Annotated in this window: 22 protein-coding genes, 1 tRNA gene and 1 pseudogene; 18 read left to right on the top strand and 6 right to left on the bottom strand. The window is 40.2% G+C overall.

Annotation, left to right across the window (positions count from 1 at the left end):
• Position 1: 1 nt before the first annotated feature.
• Both B0185_RS03820 and B0185_RS03815 read left to right on the top strand, forming a co-directional pair.
• Positions 2-850, top strand: coding sequence for an FRG domain-containing protein (locus B0185_RS03820; protein WP_005706723.1), 849 nt, complete (start codon positions 2-4; stop codon positions 848-850).
• Positions 851-1,171: 321 nt separating this feature from the next.
• Complete coding sequence (locus tag B0185_RS03815) at positions 1,172-4,336, top strand: type I restriction endonuclease subunit R (RefSeq protein ID WP_005706726.1); 3,165 nt, start codon at positions 1,172-1,174, stop codon at positions 4,334-4,336.
• A gap of 67 nt (positions 4,337-4,403) precedes the next feature.
• On the opposite strand, the gene pgsA is transcribed toward B0185_RS03815, so the two are convergent.
• Positions 4,404-4,952: a CDP-diacylglycerol--glycerol-3-phosphate 3-phosphatidyltransferase gene (gene pgsA, locus B0185_RS03810; protein ID WP_005706714.1), complete on the bottom strand. Its 549-nt coding sequence runs from the start codon at positions 4,950-4,952 to the stop codon at positions 4,404-4,406.
• 166 nt (positions 4,953-5,118) lie between these two features.
• Between pgsA and B0185_RS03805 the strand changes: the two genes are divergently transcribed.
• From B0185_RS03805 to modB, 8 genes are all read left to right on the top strand, one after another.
• Positions 5,119-5,784, top strand: a complete 666-nt coding sequence (locus tag B0185_RS03805) for a Bax inhibitor-1 family protein (protein WP_005706734.1) — start codon at positions 5,119-5,121, stop codon at positions 5,782-5,784.
• The gene (locus tag B0185_RS03800) at positions 5,784-6,119 is read left to right on the top strand and encodes a TusE/DsrC/DsvC family sulfur relay protein (protein WP_005706677.1); all 336 of its coding nucleotides are present in this window, start codon (positions 5,784-5,786) and stop codon (positions 6,117-6,119) included. The genes B0185_RS03805 and B0185_RS03800 overlap by 1 nt, the downstream gene beginning before the upstream one ends.
• Before the next feature lie 156 nt (positions 6,120-6,275).
• Positions 6,276-6,815 (top strand): adenine phosphoribosyltransferase, encoded by a 540-nt coding sequence (gene apt / locus B0185_RS03795; protein WP_005706676.1) that lies wholly within the window; start codon positions 6,276-6,278, stop codon positions 6,813-6,815.
• Positions 6,816-6,832: 17 nt separating this feature from the next.
• Positions 6,833-8,905 (top strand): DNA polymerase III subunit gamma/tau, encoded by a 2,073-nt coding sequence (gene dnaX / locus B0185_RS03790; RefSeq protein WP_005706651.1) that lies wholly within the window; start codon positions 6,833-6,835, stop codon positions 8,903-8,905.
• Positions 8,906-9,021: 116 nt separating this feature from the next.
• Positions 9,022-9,930, top strand: coding sequence for an ABC transporter ATP-binding protein (locus B0185_RS03785; protein ID WP_005706658.1), 909 nt, complete (start codon positions 9,022-9,024; stop codon positions 9,928-9,930).
• A 1-nt stretch (position 9,931) separates the two neighbouring features.
• On the top strand, positions 9,932-10,693 hold the full coding sequence (locus B0185_RS03780; RefSeq protein WP_005706682.1) for an ABC transporter permease: 762 nt from the start codon (positions 9,932-9,934) through the stop codon (positions 10,691-10,693).
• Positions 10,694-10,786: 93 nt separating this feature from the next.
• The gene (gene modA, locus B0185_RS03775; protein ID WP_005706671.1) at positions 10,787-11,545 is read left to right on the top strand and encodes a molybdate ABC transporter substrate-binding protein; all 759 of its coding nucleotides are present in this window, start codon (positions 10,787-10,789) and stop codon (positions 11,543-11,545) included.
• An 80-nt stretch (positions 11,546-11,625) separates the two neighbouring features.
• Positions 11,626-12,315: a molybdate ABC transporter permease subunit gene (gene modB, locus B0185_RS03770; RefSeq protein ID WP_005706733.1), complete on the top strand. Its 690-nt coding sequence runs from the start codon at positions 11,626-11,628 to the stop codon at positions 12,313-12,315.
• Between the two features lie 12 nt (positions 12,316-12,327).
• Here the strand turns inward: modB and smrB are convergent, their stop codons facing one another.
• Positions 12,328-12,867, bottom strand: coding sequence for an endonuclease SmrB (gene smrB, locus B0185_RS03765; RefSeq protein WP_005706718.1), 540 nt, complete (start codon positions 12,865-12,867; stop codon positions 12,328-12,330).
• Positions 12,868-12,962: 95 nt separating this feature from the next.
• Between smrB and prmB the strand changes: the two genes are divergently transcribed.
• Complete coding sequence (gene prmB / locus B0185_RS03760; protein WP_005706725.1) at positions 12,963-13,910, top strand: 50S ribosomal protein L3 N(5)-glutamine methyltransferase; 948 nt, start codon at positions 12,963-12,965, stop codon at positions 13,908-13,910.
• A 118-nt stretch (positions 13,911-14,028) separates the two neighbouring features.
• On the opposite strand, the gene gmhB is transcribed toward prmB, so the two are convergent.
• From gmhB to B0185_RS03740, 4 genes are all read right to left on the bottom strand, one after another.
• Complete coding sequence (gene gmhB / locus B0185_RS03755; protein ID WP_005706704.1) at positions 14,029-14,577, bottom strand: D-glycero-beta-D-manno-heptose 1,7-bisphosphate 7-phosphatase; 549 nt, start codon at positions 14,575-14,577, stop codon at positions 14,029-14,031.
• On the bottom strand, positions 14,577-15,047 hold the full coding sequence (gene bcp / locus B0185_RS03750) for a thioredoxin-dependent thiol peroxidase (protein ID WP_005706720.1): 471 nt from the start codon (positions 15,045-15,047) through the stop codon (positions 14,577-14,579). The genes gmhB and bcp overlap by 1 nt, the downstream gene beginning before the upstream one ends.
• Positions 15,048-15,188: 141 nt before the next feature.
• Positions 15,189-16,346, bottom strand: a complete 1,158-nt coding sequence (gene hemW / locus B0185_RS03745) for a radical SAM family heme chaperone HemW (protein WP_005706742.1) — start codon at positions 16,344-16,346, stop codon at positions 15,189-15,191.
• A 49-nt stretch (positions 16,347-16,395) separates the two neighbouring features.
• Entirely contained in the window at positions 16,396-17,541 is a 1,146-nt protein-coding gene (locus B0185_RS03740; RefSeq protein WP_005706735.1) for a 5-methyltetrahydropteroyltriglutamate--homocysteine S-methyltransferase, read from the bottom strand.
• A gap of 345 nt (positions 17,542-17,886) precedes the next feature.
• Between B0185_RS03740 and B0185_RS03735 the strand changes: the two genes are divergently transcribed.
• From B0185_RS03735 to B0185_RS03705, 7 genes and pseudogenes are all read left to right on the top strand, one after another.
• Positions 17,887-19,482: a lactate permease LctP family transporter gene (locus B0185_RS03735; protein ID WP_005706732.1), complete on the top strand. Its 1,596-nt coding sequence runs from the start codon at positions 17,887-17,889 to the stop codon at positions 19,480-19,482.
• Positions 19,483-19,701: 219 nt separating this feature from the next.
• On the top strand, positions 19,702-20,439 hold the full coding sequence (locus B0185_RS03730) for a (Fe-S)-binding protein (RefSeq protein ID WP_005706687.1): 738 nt from the start codon (positions 19,702-19,704) through the stop codon (positions 20,437-20,439).
• Position 20,440: 1 nt separating this feature from the next.
• Positions 20,441-21,850 carry a LutB/LldF family L-lactate oxidation iron-sulfur protein gene (locus B0185_RS03725; protein WP_005706685.1) on the top strand — a complete coding sequence of 470 codons (1,410 nt, stop codon included), beginning with the start codon at positions 20,441-20,443 and terminating at the stop codon, positions 21,848-21,850.
• 76 nt (positions 21,851-21,926) lie between these two features.
• On the top strand, positions 21,927-22,625 hold the full coding sequence (locus tag B0185_RS03720) for a LutC/YkgG family protein (protein ID WP_005706712.1): 699 nt from the start codon (positions 21,927-21,929) through the stop codon (positions 22,623-22,625).
• A 111-nt stretch (positions 22,626-22,736) separates the two neighbouring features.
• A tRNA-Val gene (locus tag B0185_RS03715) sits at positions 22,737-22,813 on the top strand.
• A gap of 169 nt (positions 22,814-22,982) precedes the next feature.
• Complete coding sequence (locus B0185_RS03710; RefSeq protein ID WP_078208079.1) at positions 22,983-23,372, top strand: integrase arm-type DNA-binding domain-containing protein; 390 nt, start codon at positions 22,983-22,985, stop codon at positions 23,370-23,372.
• Positions 23,311-24,041, top strand: a pseudogene (locus B0185_RS03705) (IS3 family transposase). The gene B0185_RS03710 and the pseudogene B0185_RS03705 overlap by 62 nt, the downstream one beginning before the upstream one ends.
• Positions 24,042-24,084 lie beyond the last annotated feature (43 nt).

The following is a 24,084-nucleotide window of genomic DNA, read 5'->3' as shown; positions in this document are numbered from 1 at the left end:
AATGGAAGATTTTAAATTTATAGGAAAAGATAAAGTCCCTGTTTTAGCAGAAATCAATACATTAGATGAATTAAAATCCCTTTTATCTGCTCACTCTTATATATTTGATGAAGAAACGCCTGATATATACAAAAGCATACCATCAACAAGTGAAAGTTATACTATTTACGCTCGGTATTATCGCGGGCATAGCCGTGAAGATTATCGCTTACAATCAACTTTAGAGCGATATTTAGAAAAGTTTGGTAAACAAATTGACATTGAAAAAGATTATGAAAGGCTGCAAGAAAAATATCTTGAGCATTGCAAACGCATTCTTCTCAATCAAAGTATTGATGGTTATATTTTATTACCAAGTAATCTTAAAGATGATGATATTTGGGCATTTGCACAACATTATCAGTTAAAAACACCTTTATTAGATTGGACAAAATCTTTCTTTGTTGCACTTTATTTTGCTTTTGAAAGTCAGGAAGAAAACCAATATCGTGTTATTTATGAATTAAATGAGTTTTTTAATGTTGGTAAAAAACTCATTATTGAGCCAGAAATTAAAATTGGAAACCGGATTAATGCACAAAAAGGTGTTTTTACAAAATTATCATCGATTGAACTTGAAGATATCGCCAAACTGAACACAAATTTTGGCAATGGACATGTTTTTCACAGATTAAGTAAAATGTTAATTTCCAGTAAGTTAAGAAAAGATGTTTTAGCTTATCTTGCCTCAATTAATATTGATGCTTCAACAATTTATCCTGATTTATTAGGAAAAATAAAACTTTGTGAAATTGGTATTGATAATGCGATTGCAGAGATTAATTTAGAATATCAAGACTTGGAAGAATAGTAACAATCCTCACACAAGTGGTTATTTTTTTCAGAGCGTTTTGCAAATGATTAGGTTTATTTCACTTCTTCCAAATCTCCCCTCCCCCTCTTTGCTAAAGAGGGGATTGGATCGAAGGTAATTTAAATTTTGGCTTTCTACTTTAATATGCGATAAGAAATTGAAATTTTCTTAGATTAACAATGAGCCAGTTGCTGACAATTTACTCAAGAAATCCCCCTCTTTAGCAAAGAGGGGTAGGGGAGATTTGGCAGTATCAATAAACGAAGAAATTAATCCATTAGCTCCCCAAAGACAGCAAATACACAAAAGGAACACTTTATGCTCAACGAAAACGACATCGAACAACTCACCCTTCAACGCCTGCAATCCCTCGGTTGGGAATATCGCTACGGTAAAGATTTGCCTGTTCATGAAGGCGAGTTTGCCCGTGGCGATCTGGGCGGTGTAATCTTTATTGAACAACTGCGTGCGGCAGTGCGTAAACTCAACCCAAAACTGCCGGAAAGTGCGGTTGATTCTGTAGTGAAATCCGCGACAAAAAGCGATATTGGTGATTTGGTGGTACGGAATCAGGCGTTTTATAAGCTGTTGCGTGATGGTGTACGGGTGGAATATACGCTAAATGGTGAGCAAAAAATCGAGATGGCGCGTTTGGTGGATTTCGAGCATTGGGGAAACAACCGTTTTGTCGCCGTCAATCAATTGGAAATCCGCAGCCGTAAAGGGAGCAAGCGGATTCCTGATATTATCGGCTTTGTAAATGGCTTACCGTTGGTGGTATTTGAGCTCAAAAATCCGCTGCGTGAATCGGCGGATTTGTTGCAGGCGTTTAATCAGTTTGAAACCTATAAAGATGAAATTGCCGAGCTGTTTGTTTACAACCAAGCTTTAATTATTTCAGACGGCATTGCTGCCCGTTTGGGTTCGCTTTCGGCAGATTTCCAACGCTTTACGCCGTGGAAAGTCGTGGATGAAAAGGCAAAAAGTAAGCGGTTGGATTTTGGCGATGAATTGCAAAATCTATTAAACGGCTTGATGACACCGCAAAAACTGCTGGATTATGTACGTTATTTTGTGCTGTTTGAACGCGGTTCTAATGGAGCGTTAATCAAGAAAATCGCGGCGTATCATCAGTATTACGGTGTGAATGAAGCCGTAGAATCCACAATTTTTGCCACAAGCGAGCAAGGCGATAAACGCATTGGCGTGATGTGGCATACGCAGGGTTCGGGCAAATCCATTTCAATGCTGTTTTATGCTGGCAAATTGCTCTCCCAACCTGAATTGAAAAATCCGACGATTGTGGTAGTTACCGACCGCAACGATTTGGACGGTCAGTTGTTCCAAACTTTTTCTTCGGGTAAAGATTTAATCAAACAAACACCGCAACAAGTGGAAGATCGCGAACAACTGCGCCAACTGCTCGCACAAAATGAAGTGGGCGGCGTGTTTTTTACCACCATTCAAAAATTCGCTCTAAATGAAGAAGAAAGCCGCTTCCCTGTGTTAAATGAACGCAGCAATATTATTGTGATCAGCGATGAGGCACACCGCAGCCAATATGGCTTTACACAAAAGCTGCATAACGGCAAATTTCAGGCAGGTTATGCTCGCCATTTGCGCGATGCGCTGCCTAATGCTTCGTTTATTGGCTTCACGGGTACGCCAATTAGCCTTGAAGATCGCGATACACAAGATGTTTTCGGTCAGTATGTATCTATTTACGATTTGCAAGATGCGGTGGAAGATGGTGCAACCGTGCCGATTATTTACGAAGCTCGCCAAATCAAGCTGGCGGAGAATGCTAATCACGATGAATTATTTGCAGAAATTGATGAACTGCTGGAAGGCGAAGAAAACCCGAAATTACGCTTGCGAGAAAAATTGCTTGGTTCGGAAGCACGATTGCACGATTTAGCGGTCGATTTTGTGCAACATTTTGCAAAACGCAATGAAGTGGTGGACAGCAAAGCGATGATGGTGGTTTCCAGCCGTCAGATTTGCGTGGACTTATACAATGAAATCATCAAACTGCGTCCTGAATGGCATTCGGACAATATTAACGAAGGGGCGATTAAAATTGTGATGACGGGTTCTGCTTCCGATGCGCCGGAAATGCAGAAACACGTTTACAGTAAACAAGAAAAACAAACGCTGGAACGCCGTTTTAAAGACCCGAACGATCCGCTGAAAGTGGTGATTGTGCGCGATATGTGGCTGACGGGCTTTGATGCACCGTGCTGTAACACTATGTATCTTGATAAGCCAATGAAGGGGCATAACCTAATGCAAGCCATCGCACGAGTAAACCGTGTATTCGCTAACAAAAGTCGCGAAAACGGTGGACTTATCGTGGATTATGTTGGTTTAGCAGAAGAATTACGAGCAGCCACACAGCAATACACCAACTCTACCGGCAAAGGGCAATTAGCGGAAGATGTGCAAAGCGTGTTCTTTAAAATGAAAGAACAGCTTGAATTTATCCGAATTTTGTTTGCGATACCAATTGAAGGCGAAGCATTTGATGTTCAGATCGCAATTTCTGAACAAGAACCTGCATTGTTGCTAAAAGCTATAGCGACAGCAGCAAACCATATTGCTACGCTCGACCAACTGCCTAATGAAGGCAAAGCATACGATCAACATTGGCATAATGCAGATGATATTGAGCCACGTAAAAAAGCCTTTTTGAAAACGGCAGGAAGCTTGAAAAAAGGTTACGCTTTATGCGGGGCATTACCTGAAATCGAACCATATAGTCAAGAAGTGGCTTTTTATGATGCGGTGCGTGCTGTGCTTGCCAAACGTGAACAAAACGGAAAAGGGACAACGGAACGCTTAATTCAGCTTAAAGCATTAATCAATCAAAGTATTATATCTGAAGGTACCATTGATTTATTTGATTTGTTGGGCAAAGAACAAACTCAGATTAATTTGCTTTCCGACGAATTTTTGCAAGCGATCAAAAACAGCGAGACTAAAAGCCTGTGGGTGTTGGCGATGGAGCGTTATTTAAAGCAGGAAATTAAAGCCAAAGCCAGCAGAAATCTGACCGCACAAAAAGATTTTGAGCAACGTTTGCAAGAAGCTCTCACGCAATATCACAATCACAACTTGAGCGTGGTGGAAATTCTTGATGCACTTGTGCAGATGGGGCGGGATTTCTCCGAACGCTTATCGCGAGGCGAAAAACTCGGTTTAAGCACGGCAGAATTAGCGTTTTACGATGCACTTTCTCAAAATGAGAGCGCCAAAGAATTGATGAACGATGAAGTGCTTTCTAAACTCGCTAAAGAGATTACCGATATTTTACGCCGCTCAGTCAGTATTGATTGGCAACACAAAGAAGCCGTGCGGGCAAGAATTAGATTACTCGTTCGACGTGCCTTACAAAAATATAAATATCCACCTGATCAGGCAGAAGGTGCAGTGGAGTATGTGTTGAAGCAAGCGGAAGAGATTGCGGATGAGCTTTCAGCTTAAGTAAGAATAATGACTATCTGAATCAGTAGAAGATAGTCATTTTTTTCTGTTCTCAAAGAATAAAAAATTATGATTTCAACAAACTTCCCTTAGACGCTTTCAGATATTGCAACATCGACCAAATTGTTAATGCAGATGCAATATAAAGTAGAATAAACGCAAGCGTTTCCATTAAATCGCTTTGTCGCCAGAGCATTCCACCTAAAGCAAGCATCTGTGCAGTGGTTTTAATTTTTCCCCAAATAGAAACAGCAACGCTAGTGCGTTTACCCAGTTCAGCCATCCATTCACGCAAAGCAGAAATAATAATTTCACGGGCAATCATAATGCAAACAGGGATGGTAATCCACCAAGTGTGGTAATATTCCACCACGCAAACAAAGGCAACTGCGACTAAAACTTTATCTGCAACGGGGTCTAAAAATGCACCAAGTGGAGTGGTTTGGTTCCATTTTCTTGCCAAATAGCCATCGAACCAGTCGGTAATGGATGCAATAAAAAAGATGAATGTTGTGATTTCGGGGGAATATGTGATTGGCAAATAAAAAACAACTACAAAAAGTGGAATTAAAGCCAAACGGAAAAGGGTTAGATAGGTTGGAAAGTTTAATTTCATTATGTTTGCAGGTTGGGAAAATTTATTAGCGAAAGTGTATCATATTTTCACTGTAGATTTCGATTGACTTTCGTATAATTTATAGATAATTTGCATTTAATTTATGGTTCTTTGCCCATAGATAAGAGAAAATATTTCGTTTTTCAAACAAGTTAAAGGAGAACTTATGGAAAACCGTTTAGAACAGGGCTACGCGGGTAGCCAATCGTTGATTAGCACACACAAAGTGCTACGTAATACCTACTTATTATTAGGAATGACACTAGTCTTTTCTTCTCTTGTTGCCTTTATTGCAATGAGCACAAACGCACCCGCATTACCTTGGTGGGGGTTATTAGTAGGCTTTTACGGCTTACTTTTTTTAACTAATGCAACGGCAAATAGTGCCACAGGTCTAGTGAGCGTATTCGCCTTAACTGGCTTTTTAGGCTATACCTTAGGCCCAATTCTTAACCGCTATGTTGGTGCAGGCTTAGGCGATGCAGTTGTATTAGCATTAGGTGCTACAGCATTAGTGTTTTTTGCTTGTTCAGCTTATGTATTAGCCACCAAAAAAGATATGTCATTCTTAAACGGGATGATGATGGCACTTTTCGTGGTCGTTTTAGTGGGCGTTATCGCAAATATTTTCTTAGCAATGCCCGCATTAAGCCTTGCATTAAGCGGTTTATTTGTGATTTTCTCAAGCGGTGCGATTTTGCTGACAACTAGCAACATCATTCAAGGTGGTGAAACCAACTATATTCGTGCAACCGTTGATCTTTACGTTTCACTTTACAACCTTTTTGTGAGTTTCTTACAAATTTTTGGCGTGTTAGGAAACGATGACTAATGGCACAAATTGAGCTGAATGGCACATTTTATCAAGTAGATAACGATGGTTATTTGTTAAACCTTGATGATTGGTCAGAAACATTTGCAACATTGATGGCGGAGCGTGATGGTATTACGCTCACGCCTGAGCATTGGGAAATTATTCAGCTGGTGCGAGAGTTTTATCAAGAATATAAAACCTCTCCAGCAATTAGAATGCTAGTTAAAGCAATGTCGCAAAAATTTGGCGAAGAGAAGGGGAGTAGTCGTTATTTACAACGTTTATTTCCCGACGGGCCTGCTAAGCAAGCAACAAAGTTTGCAGGCTTGCCAAAACCAGCGAAGTGTTTGTAACAGTAATTTGCAAATTATGTTGAAAAAACAACCGCTTATAATGAATAATTTTTACAAGCGGTTATTTTTTGCTTCTTTATTGCAATTTTCCTTGTAATTTCATCTATTTTTGTCTAAATTCTTCAGGTTATTTTGTTATTTATAAAAGGTCAAAAAATGAGCCAATTAGATTTAATCAAATCTTCTATCAAATCTATTCCTGATTATCCAAAAGCAGGCATTATTTTCCGCGATATTACTTCGTTACTTGAAGTACCAGAAGCCTTCAAAGCAAGTATTGATGCGATTGTAGATGAATTTAAAGATAAAGGGATTACCAAAATTGTTGGTACAGAATCACGTGGTTTTATCTTTGGTGCTCCTGTGGCTTTAGCTTTAGGCGTGCCTTTCGTTTTAGTTCGAAAGCCTAAAAAATTACCACGTGAAGTGATTTCGCAATCTTACCAATTAGAATATGGCGAAGATACACTTGAAATCCACACTGATTCTGTGAATGCAAACGACAATGTTTTGGTGATTGACGATTTATTAGCAACAGGCGGTACAATTGATGCAACCGCAAAACTTATCCGCAAATTAGGCGGTAAAGTCGAACACGCCGCTTTTGTGATCTGCTTACCAGAATTGGGCGGTCGTGAACGACTTGAGCAAGAAGGCATTAAATCATTCACTTTAGTGAATTTCGAAGGGCACTAATCGAGTCATTATTATCAATGAGTTATCAAGTTTTAGCACGTAAATGGCGTCCGCAACGTTTTTCCGAAGTGGTGGGGCAACAACACGTTTTATCCGCATTAGAAAATGGATTACGTGAAAATCGCCTGCACCACGCTTATCTTTTCTCTGGCACGCGCGGGGTGGGTAAAACCTCAATTGCGCGTCTTTTTGCGAAAGGATTAAACTGTGAAACGGGCATTAGTGCAACACCTTGTGGCGAGTGTGCGAACTGTAAAGCGATTGAAGAAGGGCGTTTTATTGACTTAATTGAGATCGATGCAGCCTCTCGCACCAAAGTGGAAGACACCCGCGAACTACTTGATAACGTGCAATATAAGCCAACCGTTGGGCGGTTTAAAGTTTATTTGATTGACGAAGTGCATATGCTTTCTCGTCATAGTTTCAACGCATTATTGAAAACGTTGGAAGAACCGCCTGAATATGTCAAATTCTTGTTAGCGACGACAGATCCGCAAAAATTGCCGATTACGATCTTATCACGTTGTATGCAATTCCATTTGCGTGCATTAGATCAGCATCAAATCGCTGATCATCTTGAGTTTATTTTAAAACAAGAAAACATCCCTTACGAACTGCCTGCCGTTGAGAAATTAGCCAAAGCTGCTCAAGGCAGTATTCGTGATTCTTTAAGTTTGACAGACCAAGCGATTGCAGTCAGCAATGCCAATATTACGCTTGAAGCAGTCAGCCAAATGCTTGGTTTGATTGACGATCATCAACCGCTTGAATTGGTGATGGCACTTTCACAAGCCAACGGTGAAAAAATACTTTCTATCATTCAACAAGTAGCGGAAAAAGGCGTCGATTGGTCGCAATTATTAAGTGATGTAGCAGAGACCTTGCATAAAATCGCTCTATTGCAATTGGTTAAATCGCCTGAAACTGACGAAACACCATTGCACTTGTTAGCAAAACAGATTGCACCTGAAGATGTGCAGTTTTTCTATCAAATGATGTTGATGGGCAAAAAAGAGTTACCATTCTCACCAGAACCTCGTGCAGGCGTGGAAATGACTTTCTTGCGTGCATTAGCCTTCCACCCAAAACGAGTGGAAGAGATTAACTGTGTGCAGGTGCAAACCCAAACAGTTAACATACCCCCTGCAAGCCGACCTTCGACATCGTCTGAGCAAAATATCGCTCAGCTTAAAGCACGCTTAGTACCAAGTGAAAAAGTGGCTCAGTCAACAGCACAGGCGGTAGAAAATTCACCACAATTTGCAAAACCGCAAGAAAACCCAACCGTTTACACTCCAGCTGTAGCTCCTCAAGTTCAAACGCCTCCTGTCTCTGTGCCTACGATGTCACCTGCATTAGCGGCAATGCAAGCGAGAAAACAGCTACAACAGACACAAGATCAGCTAGCACAAACCGAAAAAAAAAAGCCGAATAATGCCGTAATGCCTTCAATGCCAAACCATGCTCCTGCCAAAAAAATGAATTTGCAAGAGCGGTTTATGTATTTGGCGGAAACCGAAAAAGCCGAACTTGAGCACGAAAAACAATCGAAGCAAACGGTCGTTACCAATGACGAAGAGTATCGCTGGACTTGGCTCAACCCCGAATTAGAAAATCAAGAAGAAACAGCAAAACCCTCCGATATTAAGCAAGCTATTTTACAAGAACGCACCCCCGAATTAGTAGCGAAAACCATTGAGTTAGCTTGCCAACAAGATGAATGGGCAGCATTGGTTAATGAGCTTAAATTAGGCGGATTGACTCGCCAGATTGCATTAAATAGCTACTTGGCAGAAAAGCAAGATCATGAGCTTCATTTAGTGCTAAAACCGAATATGGCACATTTAGATAGTCCAGAAGCACGCCAAAGTTTAGCTGATGCGTTATCGGGAAAAGAGCTTACTTATCAACTCACTATTGCCGATAATCCCGAACGCAAAACTCCGCTTGAAATTCGCCGTGCTATTTTTGAGGGATTAACCCAAGAAGCAAGAAATGCCTTGCTGAATGATGCTAAGTTGAAATTATTACGTGAAGCGTTTGATGCCGAGCTGGATGAATCAACGATTAGGGCGGTAGCGAAAGCCTAGGGCTTCCGTTCTACGCATAAAGTACGTTTGTGCTATTGAGGGATTTGTGTCCTATAAGGTACATTTTTATCATTAACCTAGGGTGTGTAGCCCTAGATATATACATATAAAAAACTATGCATGCATTAGAAATCAAAAATCTTATCAAAACCTATGCTACGGGCGTTCAAGCGGTAAAGGGCATTGATCTTACCGTCGAGCAGGGCGATTTTTATGCCTTGCTTGGGCATAACGGGGCGGGTAAATCAACGACCATTGGCATTATTAGTTCACTCGTGAATAAAACCAGTGGTTCGGTAAAAGTCTTCGGCTATGATTTAGATACCCAAAAAACACAGCTCAAACAGCAAATCGGCTTAGTGCCGCAAGAGTTCAACTTCAATCAATTTGAGAAAGTGGTGGATGTGCTCACGCAGCAAGCGGGATTTTATGGCATTCCATTAAAAGAAGCCAAAGCACGTGCAGAAATATGGCTGAAAAAATTGGATTTATGGGAAAAACGTACGCATTTAACTCGCGAATTGTCGGGTGGGATGAAACGTCGGGTAATGATTGCTCGGGCTTTAATGCATAACCCAAAATTGCTGATTTTAGATGAACCTACTGCGGGCGTAGATATTGAACTTCGCCGTTCGCTGTGGGATTTTTTACGGGAACTCAATCAACAAGGCACCACTATTATTCTTACCACGCACTATCTTGAAGAAGCGGAAAACCTCTGCCGAAATATAGGCATTATTCAGCACGGAAAATTGATTGAAAATACATCAATGAAGTCTTTGCTGGCAAAATTGGAGACCGAAATTTTCGTGCTGGATTTGCAAAATATGCCTCAAAATAGGCCGCTTGTGATTGAGCATTATCCGCATAAATTATTGGATGAAAACACGCTAGAAGTGGAAGTACAGCGTGCTCAAGGCTTAACTAACTTATTTACGCAATTGACTGCACAAAATGTGGAAGTGTTAAGTATGCGAAATAAATCGAACCGCTTGGAAGAACTTTTCCTCAAAATGGCTAATTAATATGAATTTAACTGGATTTTTTACGCTCGCAACTAAAGAGAGCAAACGCGTTATTCGCATTTGGAGACAGACACTCGTGCCACCGGTTATTACTACCACGCTCTATTTCTTGATTTTCGGGCAATTAATTGGTGGACGTATTGGTGATATGCACGGGGTAAGCTATATGCAGTTTATTGCTCCTGGACTTGTGATGATGAGCGCAATCACAGCCTCTTATGTCAATTCCGCCTCATCATTTTTCTTGAGCAAATTTACCAAAACTTATGAAGAGATGCTCATTTCCCCTCTTTCAACGCATAACATTATTTGGGGTTATGTCGTAGGCAGTGTTGTTCGCGGTGGGCTGGCTGGTATTTTAGTAATGCTGGTTGCTTTGTTGTTTATCACCTTTGATATCCACTCTTGGTTGATGATTTTTTCAACGCTTTTACTGACAACGATTAGTTTCGCACTAGGTGGGCTAATCAATGCGGTGTATGCGAAAACATTTGACGATGTAGGTTTAATCCCCACTTTCGTTTTAACACCACTTACATACTTGGGTGGTGTGTTTTATTCGATCTCATTACTGCCTGATTTCTGGCAAGCAGTGTCCAAGTTCAACCCCATTGTATATATGATCAATGGTTTCCGTTATGGATTTTTAGGTATCAGTGATATGCCCATTTTTTACACATTTTTGGTATTGGGATCGTTATGTATTATGTTATACTGGTTTGCCTTTTCACTGATTGAGAAAGGTGTAGGATTACGTTCCTAATTTTCTTTGCCACGGATTGCACGAGAGTTTTGCTAAAATTAGGAAAAATTCTACCGCTTGTTGCTCTCGTGCTCATCTCAAAAGGAACCCAAAATGAAATTCAAAAAACTCTGCTTTGTAAGTGCACTCTCTCTTTTCTCAGCCTCTAGCTTCGCACAAGATATTACCGTTTTTGCTGCTGCCTCAATGACCAACGTGCTTCAAGAAATCAACAAAGATTTTGAAAAAGCCAACCCGCAAGATAAAGTTACATTCTCGTTTGCCTCTTCTTCTGTGCTTGCGAAACAAATTGAACAAGACGCCCCAGCGGATGTATTTATTTCAGCTGATACAAAATGGATGGATTACGTTAAAGAAAAACAACCTGCAAAAACCCAAAATGTGCATAATTTAGTGAAAAACGACCTTGTGTTGATTGCACCGATTGAAAGTAAAATCGAAGCAAAAAGCATTCAAGCGGTCGATTTTAACAAGGAATTAGCAGGGGGGTATTTATCGGTAGGCGATCCATCACACGTGCCTGCGGGCAAATATGCAAAAAAAGCACTTGAGTATTATAAACTCTGGGATGTCTTAGAAAGCAAGTTAGTTCGAGCAAAAAATGTGCGTGATGCGTTATCTTATGTAGAACGCAACGAGGCCCCATTAGGGATTGTTTATGCAACTGATGCGAAAGTTTCTGCAACTAAAGTGAAAATCGTGGCAACGTTCCCAAATGAAAGTTATGGCGAAGTGGTTTATCCTGCTGCAACAGTAAGTGATAAAGCGGAAGCGAAAAAATTCCTCGATTTCTTAAAAACACCTGCAGCTCAAGCGAAATTTAAAGAAGCTGGCTTTTATCCAGTACAATAATTTGTAACTTTCAACCCCAATAAGGTTGAATTATGCCTAACCGAGGGTATTTATACCCTCGGCAACAACTGAAACTGTCTATGTTTTTCTTTTCTCAACCCGAACTCAATGCTATTTATTTGAGCCTTAAAGTCGCCACGATTGCGATTCTTTTTGCTCTACCTGTTGCCATTTTTATTGCTTGGATACTTTCACGCAAACAATTCTGGGGCAAGCAATTGCTAAATGGTATTGTGCATCTACCGCTTGTTTTACCCCCTGTAGTGATTGGCTATCTCTTGCTTATTGTGATGGCAAAACGTGGGGCGATTGGGCAATATTTGTGGGAGTGGTTCGGCTTTTCTTTCAGTTTTTCTTGGCGAGGTGCGGTATTATCCTCTGCGGTAATGGCTTTTCCGCTGATGGTGCGTTCTATCAAACAAGCCTTTGATGCAATTGATCCTAAACTTGAACAAGCAGCTAGAACATTAGGTGCAAGCCCACTTAAAGTCTTTTTTACGCTTAATCTTCCACTCTCATTTTCAGGCGTCATTGCAGGAGCAGTATTAGGTTTTGCCCGTTCGCTTGGAGAATTTGGGGCAACTATTACTTTCGTATCTAATATTCCAAATCAAACTCAAACGATTCCAGCAGCTCTTTTCACCTTTATCGAAACGCCTGATGGAGAACTCGCCGCAGCCCGCCTTTGTGCGATTGCGATTGTAATTTCTTTAATCGCCCTTTCCGCATCAGAGTGGTTAGCAGAAAGACAAAAGCGGTATGCGAAGTAGGAACAATAACTCTTAACGCTCAAACAATCGACGTTCCAAACTCTCTTGTTGTTCCACTAAAATCAGAATAGCCGCATCTCCACCCCACTCTTTTGGTGCTTGATGCAAAGCTAATACTTTCGGATGTTGGACTAACCAGCGAGGGATTTGATCTTTAAGCGTTCGAGTACCAAACCCTGTCATAATGCTCGCACAATAAACGTGTTCACGTTCGCAAGCTAAAATTAAAGCGGCTAACTCTTTTTTCGCTTTTTCTTTGGTTAGACCGTGCAGATCTAAGAACAGTTCTGGTTGGAAATCGCCTCGGCGAAGCTGTTTTAAAATATAAGGATCAACATCTTCACGTAAATAGCGAACTTTTTCATTTTCTTCTTTCAAAAGTGGTTCATATTCATCTGAAAAGAAAAATTCGGTATCTTTTTGTTCTTGCACTTCACGCAGTTCGTTGATTTTTTTACGTGGTGGTTGGCTTGGGATAAAAGTATCTTGCTTGATTTTTTTTGTGCCTTTAATCGCTTCACGGAATAGTGCGAAATCATCTGTCTCTGTCATTATTTTCTCCTTGTTTGGGGCTATTTTAGCACAATAAAAAAGTTGATACATCCAAGCTAAAAAGGGATAATGCCCGTTATTTTTAAGGGGATAGTATGTATCAACACAATTTAGAGTTGCTTGAAGAGATTTCTGCTTCAAGTGCATTGCAAGATTTAAAAACCATTCAAGATATGATGCGTTGGGCGTATAGCTATTTTAATGCTTCTGATCTTTATTACGGACACGGCTATGAGAACGGTTGGCAAGAAGCACAGCAGCTTGTTTTGAGTGCACTATACTTGCCCGCAGATGTGCCCGAAGCAATGTACGCGTCACGCTTAACCGATGTAGAAAAAATGCGTGTAGTTGAGCTTATTCAAGCTCGTTTAGGTACGCGTAAGCCTGTCGCTTATTTAACCAACTCCGCGTGGTTCTGTGGCTTAGAATTTTATGTCGATGAACGCGTGATTGTACCTCGCTCACCAATTGGTGAACTTATTCGTGACCAATTTGCAGGCTTTATTAACCATAACCCCAAACGTATTCTAGATCTTTGTACTGGTAGCGGTTGTATAGCAATCGCTTGTGCAGAAACGTTCCCAGAAGCGGAGGTTGATGCGGTAGATTTATCGCTTGATGCGTTAGATGTGGCTCAGCTTAATATTGATCGTTATCAATTATCAGATCGTGTGTTCCCAATTAGTTCGGACCTTTTTAATGATATTCCGAAAGACAAATACGATCTAATTGTGACCAACCCCCCTTATGTGGATCAGGAAGATTTAGATGATATGCCAGAAGAGTTCCATTTTGAGCCAGAATTAGCACTTGGTTCAGGCGAAGATGGGTTGGATATTACTAAACGTATTTTAGCCGAGGCTTCTGATTATTTATCGGAAGATGGCACGTTAATTTGTGAAGTTGGCAATAGTATGATTCACTTAATCGCACAATATTCCACCGTACCATTTAATTGGATTGAATTTAAACAAGGCGGTTTGGGCGTGTTTAGTTTAACTAAAGCACAGTTGGATGAATGCCGTCATTTATTTTGTTGCTAGTTTTGAGAACATTATATAAAACATCACTACTTGAAGTTAAATAACATAGCAGATAAATAAGCAACAAAACACAAGCGGCAAGATCTGCAAATTATTTTGTAAATCTTACCGCTTGTGGTTATTTCACAAACCTGACTAAATCCACCAAACTATCAAGCACTAAATCGGCTTTTTCGTACCCGGCTTCGGTGATCTCTTTGCCTGTTTTTACCAGTACTTTTGTTTTTACGCCCGCATTTTCAGCAGCGAGCAGATCTTCTAATTTATCGCCCACCATATAAGATTTTTCAGGATCAATATTTAAATCTTTAATCGCCTGTAAGAACATTCCCGCTTTCGGTTTACGGCAATTGCAATCTTCACGATATTCGCCTTTACCCTCTGGGTGATGTGGGCAGTAATAAATGCCATCTAGTACCACGCCATAATCTTCGTCTAATGACCAATCCATCCATTCTGTCAATTGGGTAAATTGTTCTTCAGTGAAATAACCGCGGGCAATGCCCGATTGGTTAGTCACTAACACGAGTAAATAACCTTTATCTTGCAATTGTTTTAACGCTTTGCCCACACCTTCAATAAATTGAAAATCATCGATTTTATGTACATAACCGTGGTCGATATTGATTGTGCCGTCGCGGTCGAGAAAAATCGCTTTATGTGCCATTATTTTGCTCCTTTTAGGTAATCGACCACAATTTGGTGGTGTTCGCTGGTTTTGAATTTATCGAACACTTTTTCAATTACGCCTTGTTCGTTTACTAAAAAGCTAATGCGGTGGATACCATCATAGATTTTGCCCATAAATTTTTTCTCACCCCATACGCCAAAAGCCTCAGCAACTTGGTGATCAGGATCGGAAAGTAAAGTAAAATTCAGCTCTTTTTTCTCGATAAATTGAGTCAATTTTTTGGGAAGATCGGGGCTAATGCCGAGCACTTCTACATTCAATTTAGAAAGTTCCGTATGACTATCACGCAATCCGCAAGCCTGAGTAGTACAACCTGGAGTAAGGGCTTTAGGATAAAAATAAACAAGGACTTTTTTGCCCGCAAACTGAGCAAGAGAAACAGACTGTTCGTTTTGATTAAGAAGAGTAAATTGTGGCGCTAAATCGCCTGCTTGTAGTGTGTTCATTTTTTTGAGTTCCGTATCACTCCCTTCTGTAAAAAACGCTTTAGGCAAAGAAGGAAGCTAAGTAGATATTTGTAAATTCCAGCCATAAATAAACCGCTTGTATCTTATCACAAGCGGTTATTTTCTTAAATTTTTTGTCAATTAATCCAAAAACTTCTCCAGCAGTTCATTTAAGAATAACTTACCGTGCTGAGTAATTTGCCAGTGAGTTGCTGTTTCGGTAATGTAATTTTGACTTAATGCCCAATCCATTTTAGGTTTAACCAGCTCAGCAGACAACCCCGTGTATTGCTCAAATTCCGCTTTAGGTACAGCCTCAAGCAAACGGAATCGGTTCATAAAGAACTCGAATGGGCGATCTTCTGGAGCAATCTGCTCTTGCGAATAACGGTATTCGCCTCGCATATAGCCTTTCGGGTGTTTGGTTTTGCTGAAGCGGTAAATTTCGCCCGTTGGGTAACTAATTTTACCATGAGCACCGCAGCCAATCGCTAGGTAATCGCCAAAACGCCAATAGTTTAAATTATGTTGGCATTGAAAGCCTTTTTTCGCATAAGCGGAGGTTTCATACTGCTCGTAGCCTGCTTCAGTTAAAAGTTGATGTCCTTGCTCAAAAATATCCCACAATTCATCATCGTCGGGCAAAGTTGGTTGGCGGTAATAGAACATCGTATTAGGCTCGATGGTCAGCTGATACCAAGAAAGATGCGGTGGGTTTAACGCAATTCCTTGCTTCAAATCTTCCAACGCTTGTTGAACCGATTGGTTAGGTAAACCGTGCATTAAGTCGATGTTAAAACTTTTTAACCCTGCATTTGCAGCGTTTTGTGCAAATTTGACCGCTTGTTTTGCCTCTTGGCTATCGTGAATTCGACCAAGTTTGAGCAGTTTTTCTGGCTCAAAGCTCTGAACTCCCATTGAAATACGCGTTACGCCTGCTTTGGCATAGCCAATAAAACGCTCAGCTTCGGCTGTGCCTGGATTGGCTTCAAGTGTAATTTCTAAGCCCTCTTCAAACGGGATTTGTTGTTGAATTTTATACAATAGATGCCCAATTCCTTCTGCAGAAAAAAGGCTTGGCGTGCCGCCTCCGATAAAGATGGAATGGATTTTGCGGTTGCCGATTGCTTCACGGTAAGCGGTTAAATCTTGCGATAAATCTGCAAGTAGGTGTTCGATATATTCAGCTTCAGGAATGATGCCTTTTTGTGCGTGCGAGTTGAAATCGCAATAAGGGCATTTTTGCACGCACCAAGGAATGTGAATGTATAAGCTAAGCGGTGGGAGGGTTAATTGCATAATTGACCTTAAAAAGAAAACGCACCGAAGTGCGTTTTCATTGAACAAATTATTCGCCCCAAACGTCGCGGGCAATCTCTCGAATAAACGCAAGTTTCGCCCATTGTTGTTCTTCGGTCAAGATATTTCCTTCTTCGGTGGAAGCAAAGCCACATTGCGGGCTTAAGCAAAGTTGGTTGATATCCACATATTGCGTTGCTTCTTTAATGCGGGCAATGATTTCATCGCGATTTTCTAATTCGCCGCTTTTGGAAGTCACTAAGCCAAGCACCACTTGCTGATCTTTAATAAAACGTAGTGGTTTGAAATCGCCTGAACGATCGCTGTCATATTCCAAGAAGAAACCATCTACACGGCAAGTGCCGAATAGCGTTTCTGCAACAGGTTCGTAACCACCTGATGAGAACCACGTTGAACGGAAGTTACCACGACAAATGTGCATTGTAATGGCTAAATCAGCAGGTTTTGCGTCAATGATTTTATTGACCATATAAACGTAATCTTTGGCGATTTGGTCAAGATCAAAACCGCGAGCTTGGTAGGCTTCGCGTTTATCTTCGGCACAGAATTCGCCCCAGCTTGTGTCATCTAATTGAAGATTGCGACAGCCAAGATCGTAGAAAATGTGCATCGCTTTGATATACGCATCCGCAATATCGTCTAATAATTGTTGGTTGTTATTTTCATAACGAGGGATTGCCACGTAGTCAGTTGCTCGCACGTTGGTGATTAAATGCAACATTGATGGCGAAGGAATAGTTAATTTCACTTCTGTTTCGCCCGCTAATTTTTGTAATGAACGGAAGTGCTCTACAAATGGATGCGATTCAGAGAAGTCGATTTTATCCACAATTTTTAACGTTTTTGGGCGAACATTGTGGTGTTTGAATTGTACCGAGAATTTTTCAGCATCCACTTCTTCTACACCATCAAGGGCACTCAAGAAATCTAAGTGCCAGAATGTACGGCGAAATTCGCCGTCGCTTATTGCGTGTAAACCTACCGCTTTTTGCTGTTCAACTAATTTTGCAATCTCATGATCTTCTACCTGAGTTAAATCTGCACAAGAAATATCGCCACAACTGCATTGATGACGAGCATGTTTTAATGCTTCAGGGCGTAAGAAACTGCCAACAATATCAAAACGAAATGGTGCAGAAGTGCGAGGTTGTGCATTGGGAAAAAGGTGAGACATAAAAAATCCTTTGTTATTATTTAAATCTGTTATAAGAATTGTAACAAACTTTCACTTTATTCAAGTTGAAAATTTCTTTTCTTTATTATAAATAACTTTCATTTTAAATCTATACTAAAAAGCACGCTAAACGCCTTTAGTTGGGTAGTTGGGCTAAAAACCGCTACCTCTTTTGGATTATCTCGAAAATAGTTCATCTATTTTTTAATCAATTAAACTTAAAAAGCGTGATCTAATTCACAAAACTGTAACATTATCCTATCTTTATTTAATAAGTTGTTTACAATCAAGCCCGACTAGCAATTGCTATCAGAAAAAAATATTTCTTTTTTGTAGGTGAACCTTATGGCTCTATTTCTTAGTATTTTCCCAATAGTATTATTGATTTACCTAATGGTAAAACGTAATGCTCTTCCATCTTATGTTGCTCTACCTTGGATTGCAGCAGTAGTATTAATTATTCATTTGGTCTTCTTTGCAACTGATGTTTCCATTATTAGTGCAAAAATTGCATCAGCGGTGGTTGATGTATTAACGCCTGTAACGGTTATTTTCGGTGCGATTCTCTTTAACCGCTTCTCGGAAGTGTCTGGCGTAACAAACACACTGCGTAAATGGTTAGGTAACATTAACCCAAACCCTGTAGCACAGTTGATGATTATCGGTTGGGCGTTTGCTTTTATGATTGAGGGGGCAAGTGGCTTCGGTACCCCAGCAGCCATCGCAGCACCAATCTTAGTTGGTTTAGGGTTTAACCCAATTCGTGTGGCGATTCTTGCGTTAATTATGAACTCAGTGCCAGTTTCATTTGGTGCAGTAGGTACACCAACATGGTTCGGTTTCGGTCCATTGAACCTTCCAGAAGATAAAATCTTAGAGATTGGTTCTATGACAGCAACTATTCACTCGATTGCGGCATTTGTCATTCCTGTGATTGCGTTAAGTTTTATCGTAACTTGGAAAGAAATTCGTCAAAATATCATTTTCATCTACTTAAGCGTATTAGCTTGTGTAGTACCTTATTTCTTACTTGCTCAAGTAAACTACGAATTCCCATCATTAGTAGGTGGTGCAATCGGTATGTTCTTATCAATCTTCTTAGCAAATAAAGGCGTTGGTTTAGCGAAAGTAGAAAATACTTTAGATAATACCGCCGTAACAGGTAAGGAAGTTGCAAAAGCATTGTTACCAACAGGTTTATTAATTGTTTTCTTAATCTTAACTCGTGTTAAACAATTACCACTCAAAGCAATGATGAACAATGCAACTGAATGGGTCGGTATGCAATTAGGTTCATTAGGTCACTTTGAGATCAGTGAAGGTTTAATTTTCAGCCTGAAAAATATCTTCGGCACAGGTATGAATGCAAGCTATAAATTGCTTTATGTACCAGCGTTGATTCCATTTGTAATCACAGTATTAATTGCAATTCCTGTGTTCTCAATGTCTGCAAGCAATGTGAAAGGTATTTTCTCAAGCAGCTTAAAACAAGTTCGTAACCCATTCATCGCTCTAATCGGTGCGTTAATTATGGTGAACTTAATGTTAGTGGGTGGCGATGAGTCAATGGTGAAAATCATCGGTCGTAGCTTTGCTCACGCAACAGGGGAATATTGGACAATCTTCGCATCATATTTAGGTGCAGTGGGTGCATTCTTCTCAGGTTCAAATACCGTTTCGAACTTAACATTCGGTAGTGTACAATTATCGACAGCAGAAATAACCGGTATTTCAGCAACATTGGTTCTTGCATTACAATCTGTTGGTGGTGCGATGGGTAATATGGTATGTATCAATAACATTGTAGCGGTAAACTCTGTATTAGGCATCGAAAACCAAGAAGGTGCAATCATTAAGAAAACCGTCGTACCAATGTTTATCTATGGTGTCATTGCTGCAGTGGTAGCATTAACAATTATCCCGTTATTCTTTAATATATAACGAAAACAAGCGGTCGAAATCTGCAAACGTTTTGTAAAATATAACCGCTTGTAAGGTGTGTGAACCTTTGATTCACGCACGCAGAAGTAAAATTTATGCGTGGATTTTCAATTCACACACCTACCCCAGAAATCAAAAGGAAGCATTTGCTTCCTTTTGTCATTTATGGCTTTCTAAATACGATTATTTCTTATTTTTATTTATTAGGTGGGAATTCAAATGAACGTGAATTTTTATGTAACCTGTATCGCCGACATTGTGAAAAGTAATGTGGCGAAAAACAGCGTGTTATTACTCGAAAAACTTGGATGTAATGTTATTTTCCTTGAAAAACAAGGATGTTGTGGACAACCTGCAATTAACAGCGGATATGCAAAGGATGCCGTAGCAGGAATGAAAAAATTAGTTGAAACTTTTGAAGTGAATGATTATCCAATTGTAGCCCCTGCGGGTTCTTGCGTATATGCAATCAAAAACTACTCAGAATATTTCACTCGTTTTGGTGAACCTGAATGGGCAAAACGTGCAGAAAAAGTTGCAAATCGTTTCCACGATTTAACCGCTTTTATTGTGAATGTTTTAGGCAAAACCAACGTGGGGGCACGCTTAACAGGCAAAGCCGTTTATCACCCATCTTGCAGCTTAACGCGTAAATTAGGCGTGGTGAATGAGCCATTAACCCTGCTTCAAAATGTAAAAGGGTTAGAGTTAATGCCAATTCACAACCAACAAACTTGCTGCGGTTTCGGCGGCACATTCTCGGTAAAAATGGCAGAGATTTCAGGTGAAATGGTAACAGAAAAAGTCGTGAATATCTCAGAAGTAGCGCCAGACTATTTAGTCGGTGCAGATGTCAGCTGCTTAATGAACATTGCAGGTCGTTTAAGTCGTGAAGGTAAAAACGTAAAAGTAATGCATATCGCAGAAGTGCTAATGCAAGAAGAGGGAGAAGCGTAAGATGTCACATTTACAAACCAGTCACTTGCCGTTTAAACAACGTGTGGAACAACAAGTTAATAACGAAATTATGCGTAAAGCGGTAGTAAAAGCACAAGAAACTATCGGTGCAAACCGCCAAAAAATGGTGGACGAATTAGGCAACTGGGAAGAGTGGCGAGAGCTTTCTAAACAATTCCGTAACCATGTTTTAGCGAACTTAGACGCATACCTTTACCAATTAAGCGAAAAAGTGACTCAAAATGGTGGGAAAGTTTTTTTTGCAGAAACCGCAGAAGAAGCGACCGCTTATATTCGCCAAGTTGCATTAGAAAAAAAGGCGAAAACCATTGTGAAATCAAAATCAATGGTGACTGAAGAAATCGGGATGAACCACGTTTTAGAAGCAGAAGGCATCAAAGTGGTGGAAACCGACTTGGGCGAATACTTACTACAAATCGTGGGTGATAAACCATCGCATATCGTTGTACCTGCAATCCACAAAGATCGTCACCGTATTCGCAAAGAATTGCATGAAGTTTTAGGCTATGAAGGCAGTGAACAACCAGAAGAGATGAACGCTTTTGTGCGTAAAACTTTACGCAAAGATTTTTTAGAAGCCGATATTGGGATTTCAGGTTGTAACTTTGCTGTGCCAGAAACAGGTTCTGTCTGCTTGGTAACGAATGAAGGTAACTTACGTTTAGCCACCACAGTGCCAAAAACACATATCGCAGTAATGGGGATGGAGCGTATTGCCCCAACGTTCAAAGAAGTGGACGTGTTAATCACCATGCTTTGCCGTAGTGCGGTAGGTGCAAAATTAACAGCATATAACACTTGGTTAACTGGCCCTCGCTTAGAAGGTGAAGTTGATGGCCCTGAAGATTTTCACTTAGTGATTGTTGATAACGGTCGTTCAAAAATTTTAGAAAGCGAATTTGAAGAAGTTTTACGTTGTATCCGTTGTGGAGCGTGCTTGAATACATGCCCTGCGTATCGCCAAATCGGCGGTCACGGCTATGGTTCAATCTATCCAGGACCAATCGGAGCGGTAATATCTCCGTTACTTGGTGGTTATGATGAATTTAAAGAGTTACCTTATGCTTGTTCGCTTTGTAATGCGTGTAATAGCGTTTGTCCTGTAAAAATTCCACTGGCACAACTTATCTTAAAACACCGTGAGAAATTAGTGGAAGAAGGTCGCACACCGAAACTTGAACAAATTGAAATTAAAGGCTTCACCTTTGCTAACTCACACCCAGCCGTGTGGAATGCCAGTGTGAAAGTGGGTGCCAAATTGATGGGTAAACTGATCCGCAATGGTAAAGCGCCAATTCAAGCAGGTGCATTAGGTGAATGGACAAAAGCACGTGATTTACCAACCCCTGAAGGCGAAAGCTTCCGCGAGTGGTTTGCGAAACGTAAGTAATTAGATGCTCAAGCTCTCTCCCCTTATGGGAGAGAGAAACTTTGCATCTATTTTCATCATAACTAAGGACATAAAAATGAACCTAGAAAACAGAGAGAATTTCTTAAATAAATTAGCGGCGAAAATGGGGCGTGAACGCAAACTCGTACCAGATCAAATGGAAGCTCCAGTAAACGATCACCCAACAACCCGCTTAACGCACCTTTCACAACAAGAGTTGTGTAACGAATTTATAAGTTTTGCTAAAGTATTGTTGGTTGATGTAGTGGAAACCAAAGAAGCTGATGTAGCACAAGCAGTGCTAGATGTCTGCCAAAAATATGGCGGCGGTAGCGTAGTGTTAAATAACGATGTACGCTTGACAGAGCTTGGCATTACTGATGCTGTAAAAGCAAACTTCGACAGCTATGTATGGAATTTTAGCAAAGATGAAGAGAATATCGAAAAATCCGCTGCAGCCAACATCGGTATTGTCCACGGCGAATATGGTTTAGCGGAATCGGGCGGTATAGTGTTATTTGCCACCAAAGATAACGGACGTTCAACTAGCTTGCTCCCAACCACTTCTATAGTAGTTGTGCGTAAAAGCAAAGTATTACCGCGTGTGGCACAATTAGCCCAAATTCTGCACGAAAAAGCACAAGCAGGCGAACGTATGCCGTCTTGTATCAATATCATCTCTGGTCCAAGTGCGACCGCAGATATTGAGTTGATCAAAGTTGTTGGCGTACATGGCCCAGTGTCAAAAATCTATGTGGTAATTGACGATCTATAAAGCGATCTATTTAAGAACTAACAGGATGCAAGATTTGCTCTAAAAAGCACCGCTTGTAACAGAAAAGGCTTGCATTCAAATCTCTTTTTCAATAGAATATATGGCATCCATGCGACTATAGCTCAGTTGGTTAGAGCACCACCTTGACATGGTGGGGGTCACTGGTTCGAGTCCAGCTAGTCGCACCATACACTGTACCTAAGCGGTTTGAAAAGAACCTATAAAGCCTTGAACCACAACGGTTCAGGGCTTTTTTATTGCCCTAATTATACCTAACAAAACCTATGAAAGCCTAGATTTTTAGTTATACGTTTAGTTATACTGATGAGGTCGTCGTAATAGTCGTATAACTAAAAAATAGCACGTATAACTAAACCGCTTACAAATACCGAAATAGAAAAAGCAAAACCCAGAGATAAAGATTACACATTATCAGATGGGCAAGGGCTTTATTTGCTGATTAAATTCAATGGTTCGAAATTATGGCGGTTCAACTATTACCAACCTTTCACTAATCCAAAAAAACGAGTTTTATTAGGCGTGGGGAAATATCCCGATATATTTTTAGCACAGGCAAGGGAGAGACGGGCTGAAGATCTGGCGTTACTTGTTCAAAATGTTGATCCGCAATCACACCGCAAACAGGTAGAACTAAACAACCAACTCACTAAGGTGCAGATTTTTTATGACCAAATACAATTTTCTTTTCAAACAACAAGTCATCGAATTTTATCTTCGAAATGGTAAAAATCGTTCACTTACCCGCAGGCATTTTCAATTTGCCGAAACAACATTAGAACGTTTTAACTAATTTTATCATAGTGGAATCAGTGGGTTAGTGGTGCTAGGTAAGAAGCAAAATTACTCACCTGAATTTAAACTTAACGTGATACAAGCGGTTAAAAATAGGCAATTTTCTGCAGAACTGCCTATTTATACTTTGGCATTACCAATTCAAGTGTGATTAACCGATGGTTTCAAGTCTTTGAAAAACAAGGTATAAACGGTTTATTGCCCAAAGCTAAAGGTCGCCCAACCATGAAACCGAAATACCCTAAAATATCGCCTAATCCTAAAAGTGGATAATCTATTACAACGCAATTTTACGGCAACACAACCATAATGAAAAATCGACAACCCTTTACATTCCGACCAAGGTTGGCAGTATCAGATGATAGGCTATCAAAATATACTCATGGAGAATGGTATTCAACAGAGTATGAATTGTTTAGATAACAGTGCGATGGAACGTTGCTTTGGACGATTAACGGAATGTTATTACGGTAAATGATTTGAGACATTAGAACAACTGGAAAAAACAATCCACGAGTATATTCATTATTACAACCATAAGTGCATTCAGGGAAAACTAAAAGGACTGAGCCCTGTGAATGCAGAACTCAGTCCTTGAACTAAATAAGTCTAACTTTTGGGGAGTAGATTAAATTTCCGCCGTTTC

The organism is Haemophilus parahaemolyticus, from assembly GCF_002015035.1.
Lineage (GTDB): Bacteria > Pseudomonadota > Gammaproteobacteria > Enterobacterales > Pasteurellaceae > Haemophilus_A > Haemophilus_A parahaemolyticus.
The sequence above is the reverse complement of the archived record's forward strand: the minus strand, read 5'-3'. Positions and strand labels throughout refer to the sequence as shown.